At 38.4% G+C, this 24,948-nt stretch carries 22 protein-coding genes and 1 tRNA gene; 15 read left to right on the top strand and 8 right to left on the bottom strand.

Features of this window, described 5'->3' with window-relative positions; translation table 11 throughout:
• Positions 1-169: 169 nt before the first annotated feature.
• A complete protein-coding gene (locus tag BFP75_RS10390) occupies positions 170-2,572 on the top strand; it encodes an outer membrane beta-barrel family protein (protein ID WP_099545313.1) in 2,403 nt (800 codons plus the stop codon).
• Between the two features lie 462 nt (positions 2,573-3,034).
• On the opposite strand, the gene BFP75_RS10380 is transcribed toward BFP75_RS10390, so the two are convergent.
• The gene (locus BFP75_RS10380; RefSeq protein WP_099545309.1) at positions 3,035-4,141 is read right to left on the bottom strand and encodes a serine hydrolase domain-containing protein; all 1,107 of its coding nucleotides are present in this window, start codon (positions 4,139-4,141) and stop codon (positions 3,035-3,037) included.
• 165 nt (positions 4,142-4,306) lie between these two features.
• Between BFP75_RS10380 and BFP75_RS10375 the strand changes: the two genes are divergently transcribed.
• The 4 genes from BFP75_RS10375 (at position 4,307) to BFP75_RS10360 (ending at position 7,666) form a co-directional block, all read left to right on the top strand.
• Positions 4,307-5,686 (top strand): serine hydrolase, encoded by a 1,380-nt coding sequence (locus BFP75_RS10375; protein ID WP_099545307.1) that lies wholly within the window; start codon positions 4,307-4,309, stop codon positions 5,684-5,686.
• Between the two features lie 83 nt (positions 5,687-5,769).
• Positions 5,770-6,669 carry a DUF5694 domain-containing protein gene (locus BFP75_RS10370; protein ID WP_099545306.1) on the top strand — a complete coding sequence of 300 codons (900 nt, stop codon included), beginning with the start codon at positions 5,770-5,772 and terminating at the stop codon, positions 6,667-6,669.
• A gap of 67 nt (positions 6,670-6,736) precedes the next feature.
• A complete protein-coding gene (locus BFP75_RS10365) occupies positions 6,737-7,255 on the top strand; it encodes a DinB family protein (RefSeq protein ID WP_099545303.1) in 519 nt (172 codons plus the stop codon).
• 93 nt (positions 7,256-7,348) lie between these two features.
• The gene (locus BFP75_RS10360) at positions 7,349-7,666 is read left to right on the top strand and encodes an antibiotic biosynthesis monooxygenase family protein (protein ID WP_099545301.1); all 318 of its coding nucleotides are present in this window, start codon (positions 7,349-7,351) and stop codon (positions 7,664-7,666) included.
• Between the two features lie 171 nt (positions 7,667-7,837).
• Here the strand turns inward: BFP75_RS10360 and BFP75_RS10355 are convergent.
• Positions 7,838-7,914: transfer RNA gene (locus BFP75_RS10355), tRNA-Arg, on the bottom strand.
• Between the two features lie 80 nt (positions 7,915-7,994).
• Here BFP75_RS10355 and BFP75_RS10350 point away from each other — a divergent pair.
• A complete protein-coding gene (locus BFP75_RS10350) occupies positions 7,995-8,507 on the top strand; it encodes an adenine phosphoribosyltransferase (RefSeq protein WP_099545299.1) in 513 nt (170 codons plus the stop codon).
• Here BFP75_RS10350 and BFP75_RS22385 read toward each other — a convergent pair.
• From BFP75_RS22385 to BFP75_RS10335, 3 genes are all read right to left on the bottom strand, one after another.
• Entirely contained in the window at positions 8,504-8,656 is a 153-nt protein-coding gene (locus tag BFP75_RS22385; RefSeq protein WP_099545316.1) for an SsrA-binding protein, read from the bottom strand. The two genes, BFP75_RS10350 and BFP75_RS22385, sit on opposite strands and share 4 nt — an antisense overlap.
• A gap of 617 nt (positions 8,657-9,273) precedes the next feature.
• Entirely contained in the window at positions 9,274-10,761 is a 1,488-nt protein-coding gene (locus BFP75_RS10340) for a M56 family metallopeptidase (protein WP_165776578.1), read from the bottom strand.
• Positions 10,762-10,965: 204 nt separating this feature from the next.
• On the bottom strand, positions 10,966-11,325 hold the full coding sequence (locus BFP75_RS10335) for a BlaI/MecI/CopY family transcriptional regulator (RefSeq protein WP_099545295.1): 360 nt from the start codon (positions 11,323-11,325) through the stop codon (positions 10,966-10,968).
• Positions 11,326-11,479: 154 nt separating this feature from the next.
• Between BFP75_RS10335 and BFP75_RS10330 the strand changes: the two genes are divergently transcribed.
• The gene (locus BFP75_RS10330) at positions 11,480-12,418 is read left to right on the top strand and encodes a calcium/sodium antiporter (protein ID WP_099545294.1); all 939 of its coding nucleotides are present in this window, start codon (positions 11,480-11,482) and stop codon (positions 12,416-12,418) included.
• Positions 12,419-12,436: 18 nt separating this feature from the next.
• Positions 12,437-14,020, top strand: coding sequence for a carboxypeptidase-like regulatory domain-containing protein (locus BFP75_RS10325; protein WP_099545292.1), 1,584 nt, complete (start codon positions 12,437-12,439; stop codon positions 14,018-14,020).
• 56 nt (positions 14,021-14,076) lie between these two features.
• Here BFP75_RS10325 and BFP75_RS10320 read toward each other — a convergent pair whose 3' ends face one another.
• Positions 14,077-15,093 (bottom strand): glutamine synthetase beta-grasp domain-containing protein, encoded by a 1,017-nt coding sequence (locus BFP75_RS10320; RefSeq protein ID WP_099545290.1) that lies wholly within the window; start codon positions 15,091-15,093, stop codon positions 14,077-14,079.
• A 190-nt stretch (positions 15,094-15,283) separates the two neighbouring features.
• Here BFP75_RS10320 and BFP75_RS10315 point away from each other — a divergent pair, with 190 nt between their 5' ends.
• The 6 genes from BFP75_RS10315 (at position 15,284) to pyrF (ending at position 22,501) form a co-directional block, all read left to right on the top strand.
• Positions 15,284-17,470, top strand: coding sequence for a glutamine synthetase III (locus tag BFP75_RS10315; RefSeq protein ID WP_099545289.1), 2,187 nt, complete (start codon positions 15,284-15,286; stop codon positions 17,468-17,470).
• A 94-nt stretch (positions 17,471-17,564) separates the two neighbouring features.
• Positions 17,565-18,743, top strand: a complete 1,179-nt coding sequence (locus BFP75_RS10310; RefSeq protein ID WP_099545287.1) for an AIR synthase related protein — start codon at positions 17,565-17,567, stop codon at positions 18,741-18,743.
• Positions 18,744-18,791: 48 nt separating this feature from the next.
• Positions 18,792-19,235, top strand: a complete 444-nt coding sequence (locus BFP75_RS10305) for a ubiquinol-cytochrome c reductase iron-sulfur subunit (RefSeq protein ID WP_099545286.1) — start codon at positions 18,792-18,794, stop codon at positions 19,233-19,235.
• 167 nt (positions 19,236-19,402) lie between these two features.
• Positions 19,403-20,401 carry an FAD:protein FMN transferase gene (locus BFP75_RS10300; RefSeq protein WP_240531763.1) on the top strand — a complete coding sequence of 333 codons (999 nt, stop codon included), beginning with the start codon at positions 19,403-19,405 and terminating at the stop codon, positions 20,399-20,401.
• A gap of 149 nt (positions 20,402-20,550) precedes the next feature.
• Positions 20,551-21,627 (top strand): peptide chain release factor 1, encoded by a 1,077-nt coding sequence (gene prfA / locus BFP75_RS10295; protein WP_099545284.1) that lies wholly within the window; start codon positions 20,551-20,553, stop codon positions 21,625-21,627.
• Between the two features lie 46 nt (positions 21,628-21,673).
• Positions 21,674-22,501, top strand: coding sequence for an orotidine-5'-phosphate decarboxylase (gene pyrF / locus BFP75_RS10290; protein WP_099545282.1), 828 nt, complete (start codon positions 21,674-21,676; stop codon positions 22,499-22,501).
• Here pyrF and BFP75_RS10285 read toward each other — a convergent pair.
• The gene (locus BFP75_RS10285; protein ID WP_099545281.1) at positions 22,498-22,692 is read right to left on the bottom strand and encodes a hypothetical protein; all 195 of its coding nucleotides are present in this window, start codon (positions 22,690-22,692) and stop codon (positions 22,498-22,500) included. The two genes, pyrF and BFP75_RS10285, sit on opposite strands and share 4 nt — an antisense overlap.
• A 229-nt stretch (positions 22,693-22,921) precedes the next feature.
• On the opposite strand from BFP75_RS10285, the gene BFP75_RS10280 reads away from it, so the two are divergent.
• Positions 22,922-23,776, top strand: coding sequence for an alpha/beta fold hydrolase (locus BFP75_RS10280; RefSeq protein ID WP_165776577.1), 855 nt, complete (start codon positions 22,922-22,924; stop codon positions 23,774-23,776).
• A 239-nt stretch (positions 23,777-24,015) separates the two neighbouring features.
• Here BFP75_RS10280 and BFP75_RS10275 read toward each other — a convergent pair whose 3' ends face one another.
• Positions 24,016-24,720 (bottom strand): DUF4197 domain-containing protein, encoded by a 705-nt coding sequence (locus BFP75_RS10275; RefSeq protein ID WP_099545277.1) that lies wholly within the window; start codon positions 24,718-24,720, stop codon positions 24,016-24,018.
• Between the last annotated feature and the right edge of the window lie 228 nt (positions 24,721-24,948).

Below are 24,948 nucleotides of genomic sequence, written 5' to 3'. Positions count from 1 at the left end.
AAAACAAGCAGTTCTTTTAATGGGAAGCTTGAAATATGGGTTTTCAAAATATAAGAAGAATTTTACCTAATTTAAAAAGCTATATTAAGGAAGCTAATGCTCGTTACTTCATAAACTAAAAGATAACCGGTAAAAATTGCATTCATATAAATAAAGCCCATTAATAATAATGAGATTATATTTCATTTCTTTTATGTCCTTCTTTTTGTCATTGAACTTGTTTGCCCAGGATGTGAAAGTTAGCGGTATAATTATCGATGAATCAGGTTCTGAAGTCCCTTTTGCAAGTGTTATATTTTCCAATAAAAATGATTCTACAATTACATATGGCACTTTAGCTCTTGAGGATGGAAGCTTTTCCCTACTCTTGAAAAAGGACGATTATATTGTAGAGGTATCAGTAGTAGGGTTGGTTTCAAAAAGCTTTGATTACAATCTTAAGAACAGCGGGGATAGTATAAATTTGGGAAATTTTGTCATACAATCCGAAACCCAATTGGATGAAGTTGTGGTCAGAAATACCACTTCTGCAGTAAAATTAGGACTTGATAAGAAAGAGTACGATGTTTCAAAGGACCTTCTTTCCAAAGGAGGAACATTGGTAGATGTAATGCAGAATGTTCCCTCCGTTCAAGTAGATGGGAGCGGAAATTTGAGTTTACGGGGAAATGCCAATGTTCTCATACTTTTGGATAGCAAACCAAGTGGTTTTGCCAGTAGTGCCGAATTTCTTCGTTCAATACCTGCAAGCAGCATTGCTAAGGTGGAGGTTATAACCAATCCATCTGCAAAATTTACGGCGGAAGGTGCCGCCGGTATAATTAACATCATTCTGAAAAAAGGAACCGTAAGGAAACTTAATGGAAGTGCAGAAATTTTTACGGGCTACCGTTTCAATATTGGTTCCAATGTAAATTTGAACGGCGCCACCAAGACCGGTTCTTGGTACGCCAATACTGGAATAGGATATTCGGAGCCTTTGGGCAAGAGTTGGATATCTTTGGATGACTTTATGGCCGAGCCCGACAGTACAGAACAAAAATCCGAACGTTTGCGCAAGCAACTGTATCTTTTGCTAAACGTAGGTGGGGATAAAAATCTCGGTGAAAAACAAACATTGTCGGGAAGCGTTACCTATCGAAGGGTGGTGGCAAATAATGAAAATACTACTGATTACGAAGATTTTAATAACAGAACGCTAACCTCTATAATCAACAGGTTTGAGGAAGAGAACCAGAAAGGAAGTTTTTTTCAGGGTAGAACGGATTATAGCATTCGACTAGATACCTTGGGACAAAAGATTGAAGTGGGTTTTAGTGCAGAGTTTTCCAAAAATAATGACGATGCTCGAATATTTGAAAACAATGTATTTCCCGAATCAAACAATAACGGCCAGGATATTACTTCCAATGAAGAAAACCGCCGACAATATCTAGTATCAGCTGACTATACTTTACCCTTTCAAAAGGAATCTAAATTGGAATTAGGATATTTATCTACATTGGGTTCCACAAAAAACGATTATGAAGTTCGTACTGAAGCCGATATGGGGTTCGTTGATATTCCGGAGTTCACGAATGATACCGAATATCGGGAAAATGTTCATGCATTTTATGGACAATATACAGGTTCGTGGAACAAATTACACTTCAAACTTGGGTTAAGGTCTGAAACCACGGATATTTTGATCAAAGCAATGGCTACTGATTATCAAGAAGGAAAAAACTACACGGACATCTTTCCTTCTGCATTCCTAAATTATAAACTTAAGGGTGATGCGGCCTTCAATTTAAGCTTGTCACGGCGCATAGGGAGACCTTATTACAAATTGGTGGTGCCCTTTTCAAGCTATACAGACAGGCGTAATATTTTTGTAGGAAATCCGGACATAAACCCAAGGTATATAAGTAGTGCGGAATTAGCTTATGCGGGAAAGATACATGATAAGTTTCAAGTTATTCCAACGCTTTACATTAGGGATACCAAGAACGAGATGGAGTTTTTTGTGGAGAGGAGAAACGTTACTGTGGGGTCCGAAACACGCGAGGTGTTTGCTTCGACCATTGCGAACATCGGCAATTATACCGCTTATGGCTTGGAGTTGGGCATAGTACATAAGCCAACCAATTGGTGGGACATATATCTCGAAACCACTTTCAATGGCTTTAAACAGGTTGGAAATGTCAGGGGTGCAAGTTTCAATGGTGAAGGACTATTGTTTTACGGAAGGTTCAACCATACAATAAACCTATTCAAGTCTATGAAACTACAATGGCAGAACAACTATAGAGGACCCATTGAAACAGGACAGTACAGACGTAAAGGGATTTACTATATGAACTTGGGACTGAGCAATTCTCTTTTTAACGATAGGTACACGTTCACAGTCAATTATAGTGATGTGCTGAATTCCAATAAAAGAATTGTCACAACCTATGGTAATGGGTTTATCAGGGAATTGACACTCCAAAATAGGGTTCCTCAACTTAATCTTTCCCTTTCCTATAGGTTCGACTCTAAAAGCAGGGTTAAAGAAGGGCTGCAATATGATGATGTTAAAATCATAAATTAGCTCTGAATCTTTAAAGTTCAAATAAAGGATGAATGTAATTAAAACAGCTTTGCTCTATTTATTAAGTCTGATTTCCCTGTTGTTATTCTATTATATACTAGGATTTCTATATATTTTATTTGAAAGATTATCTAATTTCTGGATAGTTCTAATAACAATCTTAGGAGGAGGGCTTATTGGCTTCATTACGGTTGGTTACATTCAATTGCTCAATAAACTCATTCCCGCCAACAGGATTTTAAATGGAATATTTATACTTTTTGCTTTGGGGTTTGGATTATTGAACGTTATGGTACATTGGCAAATAGATATAGGTCTAATACCTAGAATCTGTTATATCTTAATTTTTGCAGGATCGTGTTTTATGATAATTAAATCCAGAATTATTATTCCGTAATGGTAATAGTAGATTCTAACATTAAATCTTTTTTCAAAAAGTTCAAATAAACGATGTAAGGATTACTATTCAGATAGATAGATTTTGGAAATCTTGTCTACCAAATCATGGGTCATTACTCCAGATAAGTTGACAAGCAAGATTACCGCTAAATCGTCTTCTGGATAAATTCCAAAAGCGGCTCGCCCTCCTCCAATCGGCAATACCGCTGGGTGTTTTTCCCTCTTTACAACCGGCCAGCCTAACCCATAAGCGTTCAAAATTCCTCCAAATTCACCGAACCCTCCATTGTTGAGCTCGACGGGCTGCCACATCTTTTTCAAACTACGATTATCCTTTAAGAATTTACCTGTTTGTAAGGCGATGACCCACTTAGCGAGCTCTTGGGCAGAACTGAACGCTCCTGCATCGGCCCTTAGCATTGTTGGAAACTCTTCGCTTACTTCCAAAAGTTTATTACCTAGAACGTAGTCTCCAACAGCCTTGTCAAAATAATAATAGGAATAGGTAGGGCTTTTATTTTCCACGACATCAAATGAATTCCCGAAAGTTGCGCCCGACATTTCTGCAATTTCAAATTGCCTTTTTTCAATGAATTTTTCAAATGGGCATTCACAGTATTTTTCAATCAGTCTCTGTACTAGTAGATAATTGGTGGCGTTGTAATTAAATTCTTCGCCCGCTTTAAACTGTAATGGCATTTTCTGTAATGAAATCCATGCAAATTCCTGTCCTTTTCCTCCAACCAAATCACCACTTATAGGGTCTTCTATATCCGGAAGACCCGAAGTATGGCTAAGTAACTGCTTTATGGTGATTTCACCCCAATCTTTGGGCAGTCCCTCTAGATGTTTTGAAATGGGGTCGGCAATATCCATTTTATTCTCTTCTACCAATTGCATGATTGCGGTAGCAGCGAAAACTTTAGCTATCGAGTTTATGGAAAAAATTGTTTTTTCGTTTGTATTCACTGAAAATGGAATGTTGGCGTATCCAAGGCTCTCTGAAAAAATTATTTCATTGTACTTGATAACGGTAACTTGTAGGCCCGGAATTTTCTGTTCATTCATTTCCTTTCGGAGATAGTCGGATAAAATCTTGCCTTTATCTTGGGATAGGCATCGACTTTGAAATTGCAAAAGGATGATAATCAGAAAAAGGAATTTTTTCATACTTCTACTATGCGTTTAAATCCAAGACGATTGATAAACTGAATTGTTACCGTATATTTAGAAGTATAAAGTTTAAAAAAACGATGATCCGGTGTAAATAAATTATTGAGCTACAATTGTCTTTTAGATTTTCTGGAAAGGTGAATGCGCTTTATGTTCTAAGTTATGAGAAAATATAAAATCGTTCTAGTGTTCACTCTGTTGGCGTTTATTAACTATAAGTGTCAAAAAAAATCAAAACAGTTATTCAATAAAAATCTACCGGTAGCAGTAGTCGAGGCTATTGAAAAAAGAATTGAAGAAGGTATTAATCCCAGTATAGCTTTAGCTTTAATTGACTCATCAGGGATTCAATACTTCAATTTTGGTAAAACTGCGGATAATGGGTTGGAAGTCAATAGAAACACTGTTTATGAAATAGGGTCAATCTCAAAAGTTTTTACCGCAATACTCCTGGCACAACAAGTCTTGAATGATGAACTTAAACTAGATGACGAAGCAAATGCCTTTCTACCGGATAGTATAAGGATTCCGGTGATGGGTGACAAGGAAATTACTTTTGGAAATCTATCGGACCATACATCCGGGCTTCCTAGAATGCCGGGCAATTTCGCACCATCAAACCTGAACAATCCTTACTCGGATTATACAGTTGAACAGATGTATGAGTTCATCTCAAACTATACGCCGATCAGAGCAGTAGGTTCGGAATATGAATATTCAAATCTTGCTCAGGGGCTTTTGGGTAATCTCCTTGCAAGAAACAAGAATACTATTTATGAAGAACTGATGGTTAAAACTATCGCTGACCCGTTAGAATTGAAAGATACCAGAATCGTACTTACAGAGAAAATGAGAGAGAATTTGGCATTGGGTCATAGTGGGGGGCATATAGTTGAAAATTGGGATATACCAACTTTGGCGGGTGCAGGGGGAATCAGAAGTTCTACTTTTGATATGGCTATTTTTATTTCTGCCAATCTCGGGTATACAAATACTGAATTAATCAAAGCAATGGAGTTAACGCATAAAGTTAGACACAATAAAGCTGGTGAACTGTCGGTTGGTCTGGGGTGGCATATTAAGGAGGGGTCCAACGGTGATATTATATGGCATAATGGAGGAACAGGTGGTTACAGGGCCTTTGCCGGATTTGTAAAAGAGTCGGGACAAGGAGTGGTACTGCTAACCAATTCAACAAATGGCGCAGATGATATTGGTTTGAACCTGCTCGATCCTGACTCGGATTTAGCTGAATTAAAATTCAAAAGTGATGCGATTGAATTACCGGAAACGACACTAAAAAGATATATTGGAGTTTATGAGGTTGAACCTGAATTCTTAATCACATTAACATTAGAGGGGTCACAATTATTTGCTCAAGGTACCGGACAAGAAAAATCTCCCATATATCCCGAAAGTAAATTCAAATTTTTCTCACCCCTAGATGGTATTGAAATAACTTTTCAAATTGAAGAACAACAAGTTAAAAGTTTAGAGGTAATTCAAAATGGGAATAAAATACCCGCAAAAAAAATCAAATAATCAGATTTTTATATAACCAAAGAGCTAAATTGTTATTGAAAGTTAAGATAAACGAGGAAGGAAACACCTAATGTAATTTAAAAATGAAAAAAATCACCCTCTTGGCCTTCTTTATGACTTTATTCTCGTGCTTTGAAAAAGGAAACAACACAAAAGCTATTGAAAAGTCGCCAGAGAAAATTAACCCACTTGCTGACCCCTCAATCTTTATTGGAAAGCACAAAGCAAAAGCCATGGTTTTAGGTGTTTTTCATTTTCAAAACGGTAATCTCGATAGTTATATGCCTAAATTTCCTTTCAACATTCTGGAAGAGAAAAGGCAGTCTGAGTTAAATACGTTATTAGCCCGAATATCGGAATATAAGCCCACAAAGATTTTAATCGAATCAAACCGTATCAAGGGTGACAGTATATTGAACGAAAAATATCAAAATTTTCTTTCGGGAAATTATGACATCAGTGATAAGCCCAATGAGATTTATCAAATAGGCTTTAAGCTAGCCAAAAGATTAAAACATCCAAGGATATATTGCTCTGATGCATCGGCTGACTGGTTCGGTGTCGAATTAGACTGGGACAATTACGATGATGTTTCCTATTTGAAATCGAAGGGACAGTATGAAAAGTTCATCCGTTATGATTATGAGTCTTTTTATAATCTGCACGATTCCCTAAAAACCACTCATTCTTTGGTGAAACACCTCACCTTGATTAATAATCCACAAGATAGACTAAAGGACCATCAATCCTACTTGATTACTATTTTGGAAGGAGCTGGAGATAATTATTTGGGGGCGGATAATGTTGCTCGTTGGTATCGAAGGAACTTGAGGATTTTTTCCAACGCATATGATATTACGGATTTTCAAGAAGAAGAAAGACTTTTGCTAATTTACGGAAGTGGACATGTCTGGCAGCTGCGACAGTTTTTTACTGATTCGCCGGATTATGAATATGTGGAGGCTAACGAATACTTAGAATAAACATTTCAAAGTTCAAATAAAGGATTGCTTTACTAATTGAAATACAAACAACTCAATCACTTCAAAAATGAGAAAAGGAATTTTATTGATTGTTTCGTTTATATTCATATTGGGTTGTTCGAATGACAATAAAAATTTGGAGGTGAAATCCATACTAGTAGATTTATTGAAAAACACTTATTCGGAACAGCATTGGTTTGTTCCCACAAGGACGGCCCTAGAGGGATTGACGGCCGACCAGTCAAATTGGAAAGACAGCACGGACAATCACTCAATTGGAGAATTGGTATCACACTTGGTTTTTTGGAATGAAATCAATGTAAGGGCTTTTAAAGGTGAGGACATGACCCATTTCGAGGTTGACAATGAAACTACCTTTCTAATAAATAATGAAACAGAATGGCAAAACCTCGCTAGAAAACTTGATAGCATCCAAACGGAGTGGGAACCTTTAATTTTAAATGCTACTGACGAACAATTGACAGAATGGAGTAAGGAAATTGCCAATATGCAAGCGCATAACGCATATCACATTGGGCAAATAGTCTACATAAGAAAAAGAAATGGGTGGTGGCCCAAAAAGTGAAAGTTCAAAAAAACGATTACTAGAATAGGAAGTGTAATTCCAATAGGCACTACACAATTGATTAAAAATTGATTAAAATAGAAGATTATAAAAATGTTCGCGGTAATATATCAATTTGACGTAATTGAAAGTAAAGATGCTGATTTTATTAAGTCCTGGAAGGAATTTACGCGTTTCATTTACCAATATGAAGGGAGTCTAGGTTCAAGACTCCACAAACAAAAAAGTGGAAATTACATAGCGTACGCTCAATGGCCTAATCGCGATATTTGGAGGAATTCGGGGAAAAATTTACCAGATAAAGCAAAAGAGGTTGGGAATGCAATGCGAGAAGCCTGTTCAAAGGTTGAAGTGCTGTTTGAATTAGAAAATGTTCAAGACTTATTGAAAGATAATACTTGGACACAATAATGTAGGGCTTTGTTGCATTACAATTGAGGACCATTAGAAATGTAAAGTTCACTGGAAAGATGGATTGGCCTATTTAGAGTATTCAAATGTATGCACAATACAATAATTGCCCCCTATTTTGCCCCCTAAAAATTTAAAACCCCTGTAAAATAAGGTGTTTACAGGGGTTTTTGGTGACCTCGACAGGATTCAAACCTGTAACCTTCTGAGCCGTAATCAGATGCGCTATTCAGTTGCGCCACGAGGCCATAATATCACTTTTCCCTAAAGCGGGGTGCAAATATATTTCTTTTTACATTTACCACAAAATTAAGTCCCTTTATAATACATGGATTTTAAAAGCTACATTAGGGATATGTCGGATTTCCCTAAACCGGGAATTTTGTTTAAAGATATAACTCCTTTGTTACAGAATTATGTGGCCTTAAATAGTGCTGCCAATGCCCTCATTGAAAACCTTAAAAAGGGGAGTATAGATAAAGTTGTTGGAATGGAAAGTAGGGGTTTCATTTTTGGACCAATGCTAGCAGACCGATTGGAAGCCGGATTTGTACCTGTTAGGAAACCTGGAAAATTACCTTCTAAAACCTTGAGCGAAACTTACGACTTGGAATACGCCACAGATACCTTGGAAATCCACGTGGACGGTATATCCAAAGGAGATAGGGTTTTAATACATGATGATGTTTTAGCGACAGGTGGGACCGCTTTGGCAGCCACTAAATTGGTAGAAAAATTGGGAGGTAATATCGTGCAATGTAATTTTTTGATTGAACTCTCCTTTCTCAACGGAAGGGAAAAAATTAAACCTTTTGAGGTAAAATCTTTGATTACTTATTAATCCAAAGCGCGAGTAGTTACATAATATCTCCAACCGATAATAGCTAGTTGGAATTTACTGGCTTTGGATAAATCCAATTGTTTTTCTGAATAGGAGGGAAGTATTGCCTTATTCAACTTTGCCATAAATTTAAAGAAACTCTTTTTCAAAACTGTGGTTTTAGCAAACATACAAAAATTGGTTGCATTCTAAATAGAGCTAATTTTTATATTGTCCGAGTTCTTGCTGTCCTGTTTCATATCACTGTTATGATTCATTTAAATTAAAAGGAAACCGGGCCCGGTATTTTAATTTGTTTCTACAGATATTCTCAAAGACTGTATATGACAATGCTTATGATTATGTATAATATGAGTTTAAGTAAATTAATCATTTTTAAAAGGTTTAGGTTATACAATTGTTGTTTATAATCGATTATTCGAATAATATATAATGGAGTTTCCATTCCATAAAAGGAATTTTAGTTAAATCGATACAATTGAATACAAGATTGTAATTTAAATGATAATATATGTTATATTATTTTGCAAGTGGTCTACGAATAAGTAATAAAGTGTAATTATTTGTTGAATAAAAAGTTATTTTCTTTAACTTTTGTAGGGGCAAAAAGGTAGGTTTCTAAAAAATGTAGGGAGGTTTTATTAAAAATTCGTCAATTTTTGAGGATTTCATTATTTGAGGGCACAAAAAAAAACCGATCTCCGCTCAGGTTGTGCCAAGTGAACAGATCGGTCCTAAATAGGTTTACTATCGGGTATTTACTTATCTAGTTTGTGGTTATTTCAATAACCCCATCGGTGGCTTTTTTACCATGTTTTTTTATAGCTTTTGAACCTTTTATAACATTCATGGACTTTATGTTGCTGGGGTCTAGTTTTGTTAATTGTTTTTCAGTACTTACTTTACCATCAATTATAATGAGCGGTTCTTTATCGCTATCTGTATCTAAAAAGAAAAATCCGTTGGACTCTTTTTCAATGATTTCCACATCATGTTCCTCATCGGAATTGGATTTTATAATTACATGTTTTTTCGAATCCGGAGACACTTTTCTAATAACTATACTTTCTTTAGTAGCATTTTTATCATCATCACTATCAATGTAAATAAAGGAGTTGTCATCTACATCGATGTCCATATCTTCCAAATCTTCATCTGATACTTCTTCACCATTAATGGTCACCTGTTTTTGGCCGTTGATGTTCTTTATGATAATTTCCTTTTGAGCCTCTTCGCCATAGGATTTTTGAATCCAAACTCTTGCATGGTCACTTTTATGTAGGACGTTGTTCTTTCCGTTGCCTATGGAGATACTATTGTTATCCATATCAATCAAAATGTAAGTTGGATCTATGGTATTATTATCGGAATGTGAATTATGGCTACTGCTAAATTCGGTACCATTTTTATTGTTTCCGGAAACATGTATGGACAAAGAGGAAATTTCTCCGTCTTCGTTACGTACGGTAGTATACGAGAAGTCGATATTGTCTTTCTTAAGGTCATTTTTAATCTTTACAAGCTCTTTGTCCGTTGTAGCCTTATCAATAATGAGTTCAATGATGTTGTCCTGGGATGCATTTTGTTGAGTATCCTTGAACGTGTACTTGGTCCTAACATTAAAACTGAGTAGGAAAATGGCCAGAAAAGGTAGAATAATTAGACTCTTTATAGCTTTGAGTTTGTGTGATGGATTTTGATTGATCATGACGATTCGTTTTTTGATTAATGAATTGAAAAATGGATTAATGATTGATAAATTTTGTTGGCCAACGGCCTGTTTTAGTAATAGGTACTGATATTCTTTTTTGTCTTTTTGTGATTCGTAAACATGGGCGTCTGCCAAAAACTCCAAATTTTCCTTCAGTGATTTTCTATATAACCAAGTGAAGGGGTTAAACCATTGAAGAATAAGAAACAGTTCCATCAAAAGGATATCCAAGGAATGAAGTTGCCTTGAGTGAATTTTTTCATGTTCTAGAATAATGTCCAATTCTCTTTTGGAATGAAGTTTTGGATTATAAACAATCCAATTAAAAAAAGAGAAGGGTGATATAATGGTGTTGCTTTCTACATAACTATATTTTCCCTGTGATTCGTTCCTTCCATTTTTTAAAAGAATCAGTAATTGGTAAAACTCTCGTATCAATCGAAACAAAAGGAGAGATGCCCCAAAAAGATAGATGAGCACAATGAAAAAGGGCCAAGAGTTTGCGAAAGATGATATTTCGTCCATTGGGAGGGCCGGTGTCATAGATTCCCCTTTAGGAGAATATTCTAACGAAATAGTCCTTACTGTATAAATAAAGGGTAATAATAGTGATATGCCTAATCCTGAAATTAGATAAATCCTGTTGAAGACAAATAGGGTTTCCCTTTTTAAAAGTAACTGATGGGTTAAGAAGAATAAACAGAGTAATCCACTAGATTTTAAAAGATAAATAATAAAGGATTCCATTTAGTTACGCTTTTCAATTAGGTCAATAATTTCCTTGAGTTCTTCAATTGAGATTTTTTCTTCCTTTGCAAAGTGGGATACAATGCTTTTATAGGAATCGTCATAATAATCGGCAATAGCGCTGTTTACGAACTTTTTTCTATAATCCTCTTTCCGGATTAGAGGAAAGTACCTATGCGTCTTGCCAAAAGCCTCATGGCCTACATATTCTTTTTCCTCTAAATTCCGCACAATGGTGGAAAGGGTGTTGTAATGTGGTTTTTCCCCCTCGATTTCCTCCATGATTTCCTTTACAAAGGCCTTTTCCAGGCTCCAAAGGATTTTCATGACCTCCTCTTCCTTGTTCGTTAATTTTTTCATGTTATGATTTTATGACTTCAAACATATAACTATTTTTATAGTTATAAAACTATTTTTACAGTTATTTAACGAAATTTGTAGTTTTTTATTTAATAAGGGTGACCCTCATGTGCAACTGGCGTTCTACCTTTATATTTGTAAGTAAACCTTAGATATGCAGAATTTCCTTTTTGTCCTATTGGGATTGTTATTGTTGATAGCAGGCGGTAACTGGTTGTTAAAGTCCGCTGTGGCCATATCCTTAAACCTGAATATTCCCAAAATCGTGATTGGCATGACTGTAGTGTCCTTTGCAACTTCAGCACCAGAGCTTATTGTAAGTATAAAGGCGGCCTTGGATGGCTTTCCGGATTTGGCCCTAGGTAACGTAGTGGGGTCCAACATAGCCAATCTAGGTTTGGTACTGGGGGTTACGGTTATTTTGGGAAGCATTGATGTGCGCAAGAGTTTTTACACTACAGATTGGCCGGTCATGATGCTAGCTTCGTTATTATTTTTTGGTTTTATCTATTTTGATGGAAATCTGGGTCGGGTTGAAGGCATCATTATGGTTTCCCTGTTGTTCCTGTTTTTGGTTTATTTACTTAGGTTCCAGAAGACGGCCGTGGTGGATGAAATGCCCGAAGATGATATACCATTGCCTCTTTATAAGACAGTGCTATTTCTTGGATTGGGAGGCGTTGCTCTTTGGGGAGGATCTGAGCTGCTCATCAATGGGGCCGTTGGTTTGGCTTCTTCCCTTGGGGTGAGTGACAGGGTCATAGGTATTACGTTTGTTTCAGTGGGGACAAGCGTACCTGAGTTGGCGGCTTCCGTAATCGCGGTAATAAAAAAGGAAAAGGCGATTTCGTTGGGTAACCTAATTGGCTCAAATATTTTCAATCTTTTGGCGGTACTGGGTATAACGGCAATCGTGTCCCCAATTCATGTGGTTGACAAGGGTCTGCTGAGCAACGATATTTTTTGGATGTTGGGAGTCTCCTTTTTGATACTTCCCTTGGTATTTTTCCCTAAAGGACTGCGTTTAGGCTGGCGAGATGGTCTAATTCTTGTGGGAATTTACGTGACTTTTGTGTATTTTACCTTACGCTAAGTTGTAATACCATTAATTATGAAAAGAGTTTCTAAGGGTATTGCCATACTTTTCTTGCTTCTAGTAGCCAATGTTTGTTGGGCGCAGGAAAATGATTTTCTAAGGGGAAGGGTTTTGGACTTGGAATCAGGTCAACCAGTCGTATTCGCTACTGTTCGTATCAAAGATAAGGCTCTTGGGGTTATCACAAATACGGATGGTGGATTTCAGATTCCCCAAAAATATAAACTGGAAGGTGAGGTACTGGAGATTTCTTCTATGGGATACGAATCTTTGGAGGTGCCCCTAGTAGTTTTCAATACCGAAACCGTTCTGCTATTAAATATGAAACCGGCAATCTTGGAGCTGGAAGAGGTGACAGTTAGCAAGAAAAGAAGAACCAAGGAAAGTTATTATAAATTAACGGCGAGGGAGATTGTCTATAAGGCAATCGAGAACCTGCCATTGAACCTGCCCCAAAATCCATATACATATATTGGTTATTATAGGGATTATCAAATTAAGGATGGAAACTATACCAATTTAAACGAGGCACTGCTCCAAATATTTGACCAAGGCCTCAATACTATCGACTATGAGACTTCTAAAGTTAGCATTTTTGACTATCGCCAAAACAAAGAATTTCCAATAGACTCTATAGGTTTAAAGCCATACGATTACAAAGGATATACAAAAACAATCTCTAAGGCTGTTTTGAATAGTTATGGAGGTAATGAATTGAATATTTTAAGAATTCACGACCCAATAAGGAATTATAAAATAAACTCATTTGATTTTGTAAATAATTTGCAAAGTGATTTTACAAGAAATCATACTTTTTCTAGAGAAGAAGATGTCGTTTTGGATGAATCATATGTCTATCACATTTCTGTAGCATACAGTAATACAAAGGTGGTAGTAAAAGGAGACCTGTACATTACCCAAGATGATTTTGCCATATTGGGGTTTGATTATTTGGTTTTTGAAAAATTAAAAGAAAAAGACGGAGGAAACAGGCTAATTTTCGAAACTAGAGTTGAATACGAACAAATTAATGGTAAAATGTATTTAAACTATCATTCAATGAATAATTCATTCAAACTGTTAAAGCCTCCCCGTTTTCAATTTTTGGAGGGAATTTTTAACCCCAATAAAAAACAATTTGTCTTGGTGTTCAATAATAGTTTGGATGTAAATTCAGGAGGCATGTTATCCCGTTATAATATTAGATTTCAAGGCAAAAAACTAAGATTTGAGTCAATCCTAATTGTTGATAATGAGGTTTCCTTGAAACCAAATATGGAAAGAAAGGGGAATAAGGATTTAATTAATGAGATGATTGAATTAATAAAAAAGGAAAAAATTAATGTTGAAGATTTACAATTTGAGGTAAATGGGATAAAGGATGTGAATGGAAATGTTGTAAATGAAATTGAATACGAAAATAGGAGCCAGTTCAGGGAGTTTTTTGTGCAAGAACTTCTCTTAGAGCCTGCAGGGATTTACAAGGATAATCTATTTATGGACAAAAGTAAACCGATTTTTAATGGGCAGCCAATCTCCAAGCCTGATAATTTTAGTGACTACTGGATGAACACTCCGCTTCCAAACCTCAAAAATTAAAAAAGGCCTTGGATTTTTCCAAGACCTTTTTATTTCAACAATTAATTTAGGTCAAATTATACTTTGGCAGACTTTACCGTTTTAACGATTCTTCCGGCAATTTTATATGGATCACCGTTTGAAGCTGGTCTTCGATCTTCCAACCATCCTTTCCAACCGCTTTCAACAGTTGCAATAGGTATACGGATAGAAGCGCCACGGTCAGAAATACCATAGCTGAAGTCATTAATGGAAGCAGTTTCGTGCTTACCTGTCAAACGCTGATCATTAAACTCGCCATAAACCTCAATATGCTCCTTCACTACCGGTCTAAAGGCCTCACATATTTTTTCGTACACTTCTTTTGAACCGGCAGTTCTTAAAGTTGTATTGGAGAAGTTCGCGTGCATACCGGAACCGTTCCAATCCATGTCCTTACCTAACGGTTTTGGGTGATACTCAATGTAGTATCCATAGGATTCTGTAAGTCGGTCCAACAAATAACGAGCCACCCAAAGTTCGTCACCTGCCTTTTTTGCACCTTTGGCGAACAACTGGAATTCCCACTGTCCGCATGCTACCTCTTGGTTGATTCCTTCAAAGTTAATTCCGGCAGCGATACATAGATCGGCGTGCTCCTCTACAATATCCCTTCCATGCGTGTTCTTTCCTCCCACGGAGCAATAATATAGGCCCTGAGGCGCTGGGTAACCCCCAATAGGAAATCCTAATGGCAATTGTGTATGGGTATCCATAATAAAATATTCCTGTTCAAAACCAAACCAAAAGTCATTGTCATCATCATCGATCGTGGCCCTACCGTTGGATTCATGTGGTGTACCATCAGCATTTAATACCTCCGTCATTACCAACCACCCGTCTTTTCTTGCAGGGTCTGGGAACAAAGCTACAGGTTTCAACAAACAATCTGAAGATCCTCCTTCTGCCTGTCTCGTGGAACTACCATCAAAGGACCACATGGGACAGTCTTCCAATTTTCCGCCAAATTTGTTAACCACTTTGGTCTTGCTTCTCATGTTTTGGGTTGGGTAGTATCCATCTAACCAAATGTATTCTAATTTAATCTTGCTCATAATTTTGGTAGTTATATTACATATTAAAAAGACGACCAAAAATATGTTTTTTTCAGGTATCTAGGTATTTTTTGGGGGGTAAATCTCCAAGATTTCAATAAATTATATTATACCCCTAATTTTTATCGGGTATTTTGTCAAATAAATATTTTAACACCGTAATTTTGCCGAATTAATAATTTGTTACACTATGTCCATACCTAGATTTGAAGCCATCGTACAGAGCCTGAAAAGAGAAGCCATTTCCGTAGAGGAAAAAGGGAGACGTTCCGATATTTTTGGGCTCAATGTATTCAACGAGTCCAAAATGCTCCAATATTTGACAAAGGATGCTTACGACAGTTTGAAAGGCGCCATTCTTACAGGATCCAAAATTGACCGTAAAATTGCGGACCAAGTTGCGGAGGCTATCAAAGGTTGGGCAATTACTATGGGAGCCACTCATTATACGCATTGGTTTCAGCCCTTAACGGGAAGTACGGCGGAAAAGCACGATGCCTTTTTTGATCTGACATTGGACGGGAGGGCCTTGGAGAAGTTTGGTGGGGGACAACTGGTACAGCAGGAACCGGATGCTTCCAGTTTTCCTAGCGGTGGTATCAGGAATACTTTTGAAGCCAGGGGGTATACTGCTTGGGACCCAACTTCACCAGCATTTATTTATGGGACAACCTTGTGTATTCCAACCGTTTTCGTTTCCTATACCGGGGAGGCCTTGGATAATAAAGCTCCTTTATTAAGGGCATTGAGCGCGGTGGATGAGGCCGCCACCAACGTGGCCAAGTATTTTGATAAGAACGTCACCAAAGTAAATGCCACCTTGGGCTGGGAGCAGGAGTACTTTTTAATAGATAAGGCATTGGCGTATTCCCGCCCCGATATTATTATTACCGGAAGAACATTATTGGGAGTTGCGGCCGCCAAGGGACAACAGTTGGACGACCATTATTTTGGTGTGATACCCCGTAGGGTCCTCAGTTTTATGAGCGATTTGGAGAAGGAATGCACCAGACTGGGAATTCCCGTCAAGACCAGGCACAACGAAGTAGCCCCCAACCAATTTGAACTGGCCCCGGTTTTTGAGGAAGCCAATTTGGCAGTGGACCATAATTTGTTGTTGATGGATGTTATGGATAAAATTGCGGACAGACATCATTTAAAAGTTTTGTTCCATGAAAAGCCCTTCGCGGGAGTAAACGGTTCTGGAAAGCACAACAATTGGTCTTTGGCCACGGATACAGGTGTTAATTTATTGAGTCCGGGTTCCACACCAATGAAAAACCTACAGTTCTTGACCTTTTTTGTAAATACCATAAAGGCGGTGGATACCTATGAGGAAGTATTGAGGTCGTCAATCGCATCGGCAAGCAATGATCACAGATTGGGTGCCAATGAGGCTCCTCCGGCCATCTTTTCAATTTTTATCGGCAAGCAATTAAGTAGTGTTCTGGACGAATTGGAAGGGGTTTCCCAGGGAAAGCTCTCACCAGAGGAAAAAACGGAGCTTAAACTGAATGTCGTTGGTAAGATTCCGGAAATCCTTCTGGACAATACAGATCGTAACCGTACTTCCCCATTTGCATTTACAGGGAACAAATTTGAGATGCGCGGTGTAGGGTCCAAAACCAACTGTGCCAAGCCCATGACCGTATTGAATACCATTGTAGCGAAGCAGCTCAAGGATTTTAAAAAGGAAGTGGACACCTTACTGGATAAAAAAGGCCTTAAGAAGGACGAAGCCATTTTCAATGTATTGAGGGAGTATATCAAGACCTGCAAAAGAATACGGTTTGATGGTGACGGGTATAGCAAGGACTGGGAAAATGAAGCTAAAAAGAGAAAGCTAAGTAATAACAAAAATACCCCAGAAGCTCTTCGCGTGCTGGGCTCGAAAAATACCATAGACCTGTTCAAATCGATGAAGGTCATGAGCGAGGTGGAGCTAGGGGCGCGCATGGAGGTTGAACTGGAAACCTATGTGATGCATTTGCAAATAGAGGGTCATATGTATAAGGACTTGGTGTACAACTCTGTAATTCCATCGGCCATAGCGTATCAGAATAAATTGATTACCAATGTGACCGGTTTAAAGGAAATCTATGGTGCTGCCCATAAAGCTTTTACTGAGGCGCAGCTCTCTATGATCGAAGAAATAGGACAGCACATTGCTGCGTTGAAAAAGGCTACCGACACCTTGACCCTTGCACAGAACAAGGCCGATAAAATAAAGGATAGCTACAAAATGGCCGAGGCTTACTGTAATGATGTAAAGCCCTATTTCGATACCATACGAAACCATGCCGATCAATTGGAAAAGTTGATCGAGGACCAGTTATGGCCTTTGACCAAATACAGCGAACTATTGTTTATCAAGTAATACCAATATTGGTATTTTAAATGGGTGTTTATGAAGTTCCAAATAGGTTGATGTTAAATTCAATTACCCTATTTTTGCCACAAATTCTACCAATATGTCCTCATCTCACAGTGAAAGATATAATCAGCGTGGCGTTTCCGCCTCTAAGGAAGATGTACATAACGCCATTAAAAATATTGATAAGGGCTTGTTCCCAAAGGCCTTTTGCAAAATTGTACCCGATTTCCTAACCGGCGATGAGGATTATTGTTTGGTCATGCATGCAGATGGGGCGGGAACCAAATCCTCCTTGGCCTACATGTACTGGAAGGAAACGGGAGATATCTCTGTCTGGAAAGGTATCGCACAAGATGCGCTCATCATGAACATCGATGATTTGATCTGTGTTGGTGCCACGGATAATATAATGCTTTCCTCCACCATCGGCAGAAATAAGAACAAAATACCGGGCGAGGTCATTTCGGCCATCATAAACGGGTCCGAGGAACTGATCCAGGAATTGGAGGGGTTTGGCATTACCATCAAATCAACCGGCGGCGAAACTGCCGATGTGGGTGATTTGGTACGGACCATAATCGTGGATTCCACGGTGACAGCCAGGCTTAAAAGATCTAAAGTCATAGACAATGCCAATATACGTGAGGGAGACGTGATCGTTGGATTCGCTTCTTTTGGGCAGGCCACGTATGAAAGGGAATATAATGGTGGTATGGGCAGCAATGGTTTGACATCGGCCAGACATGATGTTTTTGCCAAATACCTGGCGGAGAAATATCCGGAAAGCTACGATAACGAAGTTCCGGAAGACTTGGTATATTCAGGAAACGCAGCTCTAACGGATGGCGTAGATGGTTCGCCCTTGGATGCCGGTAAATTGGTGTTATCCCCAACAAGAACGTATGCACCCATTATTAAGCGGATATTGTCCAGGTATGGCAAAAGTGAAATACATGGTATGGTCCACTGTAGTGGCGGTGCTCAAACTAAAATTCTTCATTTTATTGATAACCTTCATATTGTAAAGGACAATCTTTTTGAAATCCCGCCTTTGTTCAAACTGATTCAGGAGCAATCCGGTACGGACTGGAAGGAAATGTATCAGGTCTTCAATTGCGGACATCGCTTGGAAATATATACTGATGGGGAAACGGCAAAGGATTTGATTTCCATCTCACGGAGCTTCAATGTGGACGCCCAAATTGTGGGTAGGGTAGGGGCTTCCCGTACAAAAAGACTGACCATAAAAAGTCAATTTGGAATCTTCGAGTACTAAGGCATACGAAAAGCTGGATACGATCGTTTGTATAATAAATATCAGGCTATGAAAAGAAAGGAGTTTTTGAAAAGTTTGGGGGCCGGAGCGGCTTTTGCCATAACGTTCCCATGCTTGGGAAGTTGCTCCAAGGATAACGGGGAAAACGGGAATATCGTTGAAGAACCTACAAATGTGGATTTTACCATTGATCTAACTTCTGCCGAAGCAGCGAATTTGGCTACCAATGGAGGTTTTATTCTTAAGAATTTGGTGGTTGTCGCGAGAAATTTGGAAGGTGAGTTGGTCGCCGCAAGTCAGGTCTGTAGTCATCAGGGTTATGATGAAGTGAGGTTTGTCAACCAGAACGGCGGTATTTTTTATTGTGATGTACATGGGTCGCAATTTGCCCAGAATGGCAATAACCTAAATCCAGGAAGCGGTAGGGCCACTAGGCCTTTAAAGGTATACCAAACCTCTCTTAATGGAGATATTTTAAGGGTTTTCGAATAATCCACATTTTTGTCCCAATTTTTACCTATTGAATTTAGTTTGCCATATATCATCCTTGGTAGTGGATTTCCCCACAATTGGTTTTCCAATAAAATCACTATTTTCAAAATTTGGGCAAATTATTTTAGAATTACCCATCATTTTGGAATTGCAAATATTGGGGAGTCTTGAGGTTGGGAGTTTTCATACTATCCTTTTTCTCTGTTTGCTCACTATTGGGACAAGAGAAGAAATTTGTTACCGTAAAACAGACCGTGTCCATGATGGGCGGGCCCTTCGAGATTACGGTGGTATCCACTAACGAGGAATTAGGCTACATTAACATACAGGAGGCCATTGGCGAGATCTCAAGGATTGAAAAGCTTATTTCTTCATGGGACAAGAACTCAGAAACCTTTGCTATCAACAGCAATGCGGGCATTAAGCCCGTTAAGGTAAGTTTGGAGCTATTTAAGTTAATAGAGCGATGCAAACAAATTTCTGATATTACCAATGGTGCCTTTGATATTTCGTATGCTGCTTTGGATAACTTGTGGGACTTTACGGGAGCCCTGAACGACATGCCTGCGAAACAAAAAATCAAGGAGGCGGTCGCAAAGGTCAACTCCAATGCAATTCAATTGGACGAAAACAGGTTGACCGTTTTTCTTCCAAAACCGGGAATGAAGATTTCGTTTGGAGCCATAGGGAAAGGGTATGCCGTGGATAGGGCTAAGGAGCTATTGGTATCTAAAAAAGTAGTGGCGGGAATGATCAATGCCTCTGGTGATCTTACTACATGGGGCACCAAGGCCAGTGGTGAAAAATGGTTGTTGGGAATCGCAAATCCCAACAATAGGGCCAAAGTGTTCTCTTGGCTCCCTATTGTAGAGTCCTCCGTGGCAACCTCTGGAATTAAAGAAAGGTATGTACTGATAAATGACCAAAAATTTACGGATATCCTAGATCCTAGAACGGGATACCCAATTCGAGAACAAATCCAAAGTGTTTCCGTTTTTTCAAAAAATGCGGAACTTTGCGATGCCTTGGCCACGGCTATCATGGTTATGGGGACCAATGCGGGGTTGGCACTTGTCAACCAACTGGGGGATACGGAGGTCATCATCGTTGATTCTGAAAACATAATGCATAAAAGTACCGGTTTGATACTCGATGAAATTCATTGATTTTCAGATTTTTGATTCATTCCTTTCCCATAACTACCCTCTTGCAAGATTTCCGCGAACGAAAAGATTTCAATACTTCAACAGGTACCTGGTTGCCATGATTCGGTACATAAAATTATTGTAATTTCGCAGTACAAGTGTAGTAGATAATGATAGACAAATTAAATATTGTAAAGCAACGTTTTGATGAGGTTTCGGACTTGATAATCCAGCCTGATATTATATCGGACCAAGACCGATACGTAAAACTCACAAAGGAGTATAAAGATCTTAAACAGTTAATGGTCAAGAGAGATCAGTATCTGGAATACACCAATAACATATCGGAAGCAGAGGAAATAATTGCAGACGGCTCTGATGTGGAAATGTTGGAGATGGCCAAAATGCAATTGGAAGAGGCCAAAAGCAGTCTTCCTGCGCTTGAGGATGAAATAAAGCTGATGCTGATACCCAAAGACCCTGAAGATACCAAGGACGTAGTAATGGAAATTAGGGCGGGAACCGGTGGAGACGAAGCCAGTATCTTTGCAGGGGACCTGTTTAGAATGTACACGAAATATTGTGAAAATAGAGGTTGGAAAACGAATGTTATAGATTTGAGTGAAGGTACCAGTGGGGGCTATAAGGAAATCCAGTTTGAGGTAACGGGCGAAGATGTTTACGGAACCTTGAAATTTGAGGCAGGTGTGCACAGGGTACAAAGGGTGCCACAAACGGAAACACAAGGAAGGGTACATACAAGTGCTGCCACTGTTATGGTTTTGCCGGAAGCAGAAGATTTTGATGTGGAAATAGACCCTAAGGATGTTCGGATAGACTTTTTCTGTTCTTCAGGACCTGGAGGGCAATCCGTGAACACCACGTATTCTGCAGTGCGATTAACGCATATCCCTACTGGACTGGTGGCGCAATGTCAAGATCAGAAATCCCAGCACAAGAACAAGGATAAGGCCTTTAGGGTTTTACGTTCCAGATTGTATGATATGGAGCTTGCCAAGAAACAGGAGGAGGATGCCGCCAAAAGAAATTCCCAAGTGAGTAGTGGGGACCGATCCGCAAAGATTAGAACCTATAATTATCCGCAAGGAAGGGTTACGGACCACAGAATTGGACTCACCCTGTACGACCTATCCAATATAATCGATGGGGACATCCAACGGATAATCGATGAGCTAAGTCTGGTTGAAAATACCGAGAAGCTCAAGGTAGCCTCGGAGATATTTTAATTTAAGGGGTATTTTAGAAATATCCATTGTAAAGCCTATTGATCATATGACCACCCAAGATTTGGTACTACAAATCCGTAAAAAAAAATCCTTTCTATGTATTGGACTTGATACGGACTTGGAGAAAATTCCTCCTCATTTATTACAAACGGAAGATCCCATTTTTGAATTCAACAAGGCAATTATCGATGCCACGAATCATTTGTGCGTGGCCTATAAGCCCAATATAGCATTTTATGAAGCCTATGGAATCCAAGGTTGGAAATCCCTGGAGCGAACCATTGATTATTTGAATGGGAAGTATCCCGAGCAATTTACTATTGCCGATGCAAAAAGAGGGGATATAGGAAATACTTCTACACGTTATGCCAAGGCTTTCTTTGAGGATTTAAATTTTGATTCCATTACCATTGCTCCATACATGGGTAAGGATTCTATAGAACCTTTTCTCAGTTTTGAAAATAAGCATACCATTTTATTGGCCTTGACTTCCAATATTGGTGCGTTCGATTTTCAAACAAAAAAAATAGATGGTAGGGAGCTATATAAGGAAGTGCTACAAACTTCAAAATCATACCAAGGGGGCCAAAAACTAATGTATGTGGTGGGGGCGACCAAGGCGGAGTATTTGGCGGAAATCAGGGAAATAATCCCTGAAAATTTTTTATTGGTGCCCGGGGTAGGAGCCCAAGGCGGTAGTCTTCAAGAAGTCTGTAAGTTTGGAATAACATCGGACATAGGTCTTATGATCAACTCGTCCAGGGGCATCATATATGCATCCAGAGGAACGGACTTTGCGGAAGCCGCCAAGAAAAGGGCAAGTGACCTACAAGGCCAGATGCAAAAGGAAATGGAATCCAGGGATTTGCTTTAGACCAAATTTTCCAATGACTTTTGGATTTTTTGCGCCTTTTGTTCAAAAAATTCTGTCAATTTAGTGTTGGAATATCTCATCTGGGATGCTTTGTCAACGAAGTTTTGATATTGATATTCCAACAGCGTAATAACGTCTGCTTTTGCGGCGATTGGGGTTACTGTTCCAACTTTACAATATTGCTTTTCCATAGTTAAGGTATTGTTCTTTCAAATATACGTTGACAATACTTATTTGGATCTTCCCATACGTTGTCAAACAACTAATTATTAGGTAATTTGTCTTTTTTTTAACATTGTACGTGTTAAAAAATCAAAAATATCGAAGTGAGCTGGAGTTTTTTATAGAAATGGGAGGTTTCAATTATAAAAGAATATCTACATTGTGGGCTTTCCCTAAATCAGGAAAAAAAGGAACATTTTGTTAGATCATACAACGTATATAAACGATATTGAATTACCTTGGGTAACCTTCATTGATGGGGCAGGAGGTGTTTTCTCGATATGGAACAAGCAGCTTCCCGAATTTACACTTCTTTATAACATACTTGTAATAGAATTGAGGGAAATCGATACCAATTCAATTTCCTTGGAGAATTTGGATTTCGATACCGTTTCCAAGAGCATACTTTATGTTTTGGAATTTAACAATATTGAGAGGACCCACATTGTAGGGTTTTCCCTAGGTACCATTTTTGTGAAGTATTTTGCATTGAAGCATTCCCGGAATGTCGAATCCGTAATCCTGTCGGGGGCGATAGCCAAAATAAATCGACGTCTTCGCTTTTTGTTCTGGATACAGAACATGGTAAAGTCGGTATTTTCATTTTCCTCACAGTTTAGGTTTTTCTCTTATTTTCTTTTACCGAACAAGAATCACAAGGAGACGAGGTTATTTATAAAAAATCAATCGATTAACTGGGATGAAGAAGAATTTTTGAAGTGGGCCGGGTTTACAAAAAAATTGAATCCAGTGTTAAATTATCTGTATTCAGAGCAAACGGATGTTCCTTCTTTGTATGTTATGGGAGAAGAAGACAAACTCTTTCTCCCGGAAGTAAAAAAAATGGCATCCCATAATCCCGATTCCTTACTTTTTATAATTCAGGATTGCGGCCATGTCGTCAATATGGAACAGGCCCTGCTCTTTAATAGGATGGTTATTGGGTATTTAACTGGATTTGAGGCGGCATCAAAGAACGATCGTGCTAAAATTAAGGTCCAGGAAGGCCTTATTTTTATGGAAAGGGATTCGTGTAAACACCATCCGGATTGAGAATAGTAGTTGCCTTTTATCAATTAAGAGATTTTGAGGGCCAGTTCGCATAATTGATATTCAAATAAAAAAACCGGTGCTCCCACCGGTTTTTAACTAACTAACTCAAAAAATACTAACTCAAAAATTTGAAAAAATAAGAATTATCTTCATTGGTGATATCACCTATAGTAAACTGATTTATAAAATTTTAACGTAGAATAAATCGTTTTATTGTTGTGCCGATGGAAAAAAGAAAATTAATCCTGTAATGCGAAGACCCTGCGAAGCAAATCTGTAGTTCTGGATGCAACATTATTACGTATTTCTTTCTCTTCCAGGGCTATCATGGTAAAGACACCATCAAGGGCTTCTTGGGTAACATAATCCGTCAAATCTGGATTAACGTCATTGGTTAAGGGAATGGCATTATATCTGTTAATTAAATTACTCCATATTTGGTCTGCCCCTACTTTCTCGAAGGATGATTGGATTACGGGATTGAATTTATCGTAGAGTGCGGTTCTGGTCCTTTGGGTCAAATAGGTGGTAGCGGCATTATCATCCCCCAAGAGTATTGCTTTGGCGTCGTTAAAGCTCATACCTTTTACGGCATCGACGAATATAGGGGTCGCCTCGGAAACCGCATCTTCAGCAGCCCTATTCAACACCCTGAGTCCTTCATCGGCCAAGTTTCCCAGACCTATGTCCCGGAGCGTTTTGTCCACCTTGCGAAGTTCTTCCGGCAATAAAATCTTAACGAGCTCATTTTTAAAGAAACCGTCTGTCTTTGTAAGTTTACTTACCTGATCGGAAATTCCTTTTTCAAGCGCAGCCTTAAGGCCATTTGCAATTTCTACATTCCCCAAGGTAGTTCCAGAGGGTAATTGATTGACCACTTGTTGTAATTCATTACAGGAAATCATAAAGAATACGAGTAAAATTATTCCAATTTTTTTAGTCATGATTAGATATTAATGGAGGTTTAAATGGTTTACGAGAAAATTACGGTTTTATTGTTGAAGGCAGTTGTTATGTTTTAAAATATCAATGTTTATAGTATTTTAATTAGAATGAATTAGGAAGTTAGTTCGATATTAGTTCGAATTATGATGAAAAACTGATAAAATAGTTAGATTGCATAAGCCTATGATTATCTTATTCCTAACACATGTGGCTAAAATACTTAAAAA

This window comes from Maribacter sp. 4G9 (genome assembly GCF_002742265.1).
GTDB lineage: Bacteria > Bacteroidota > Bacteroidia > Flavobacteriales > Flavobacteriaceae > Maribacter.
This window is presented reverse-complemented; position numbering and strand designations above follow the sequence as displayed.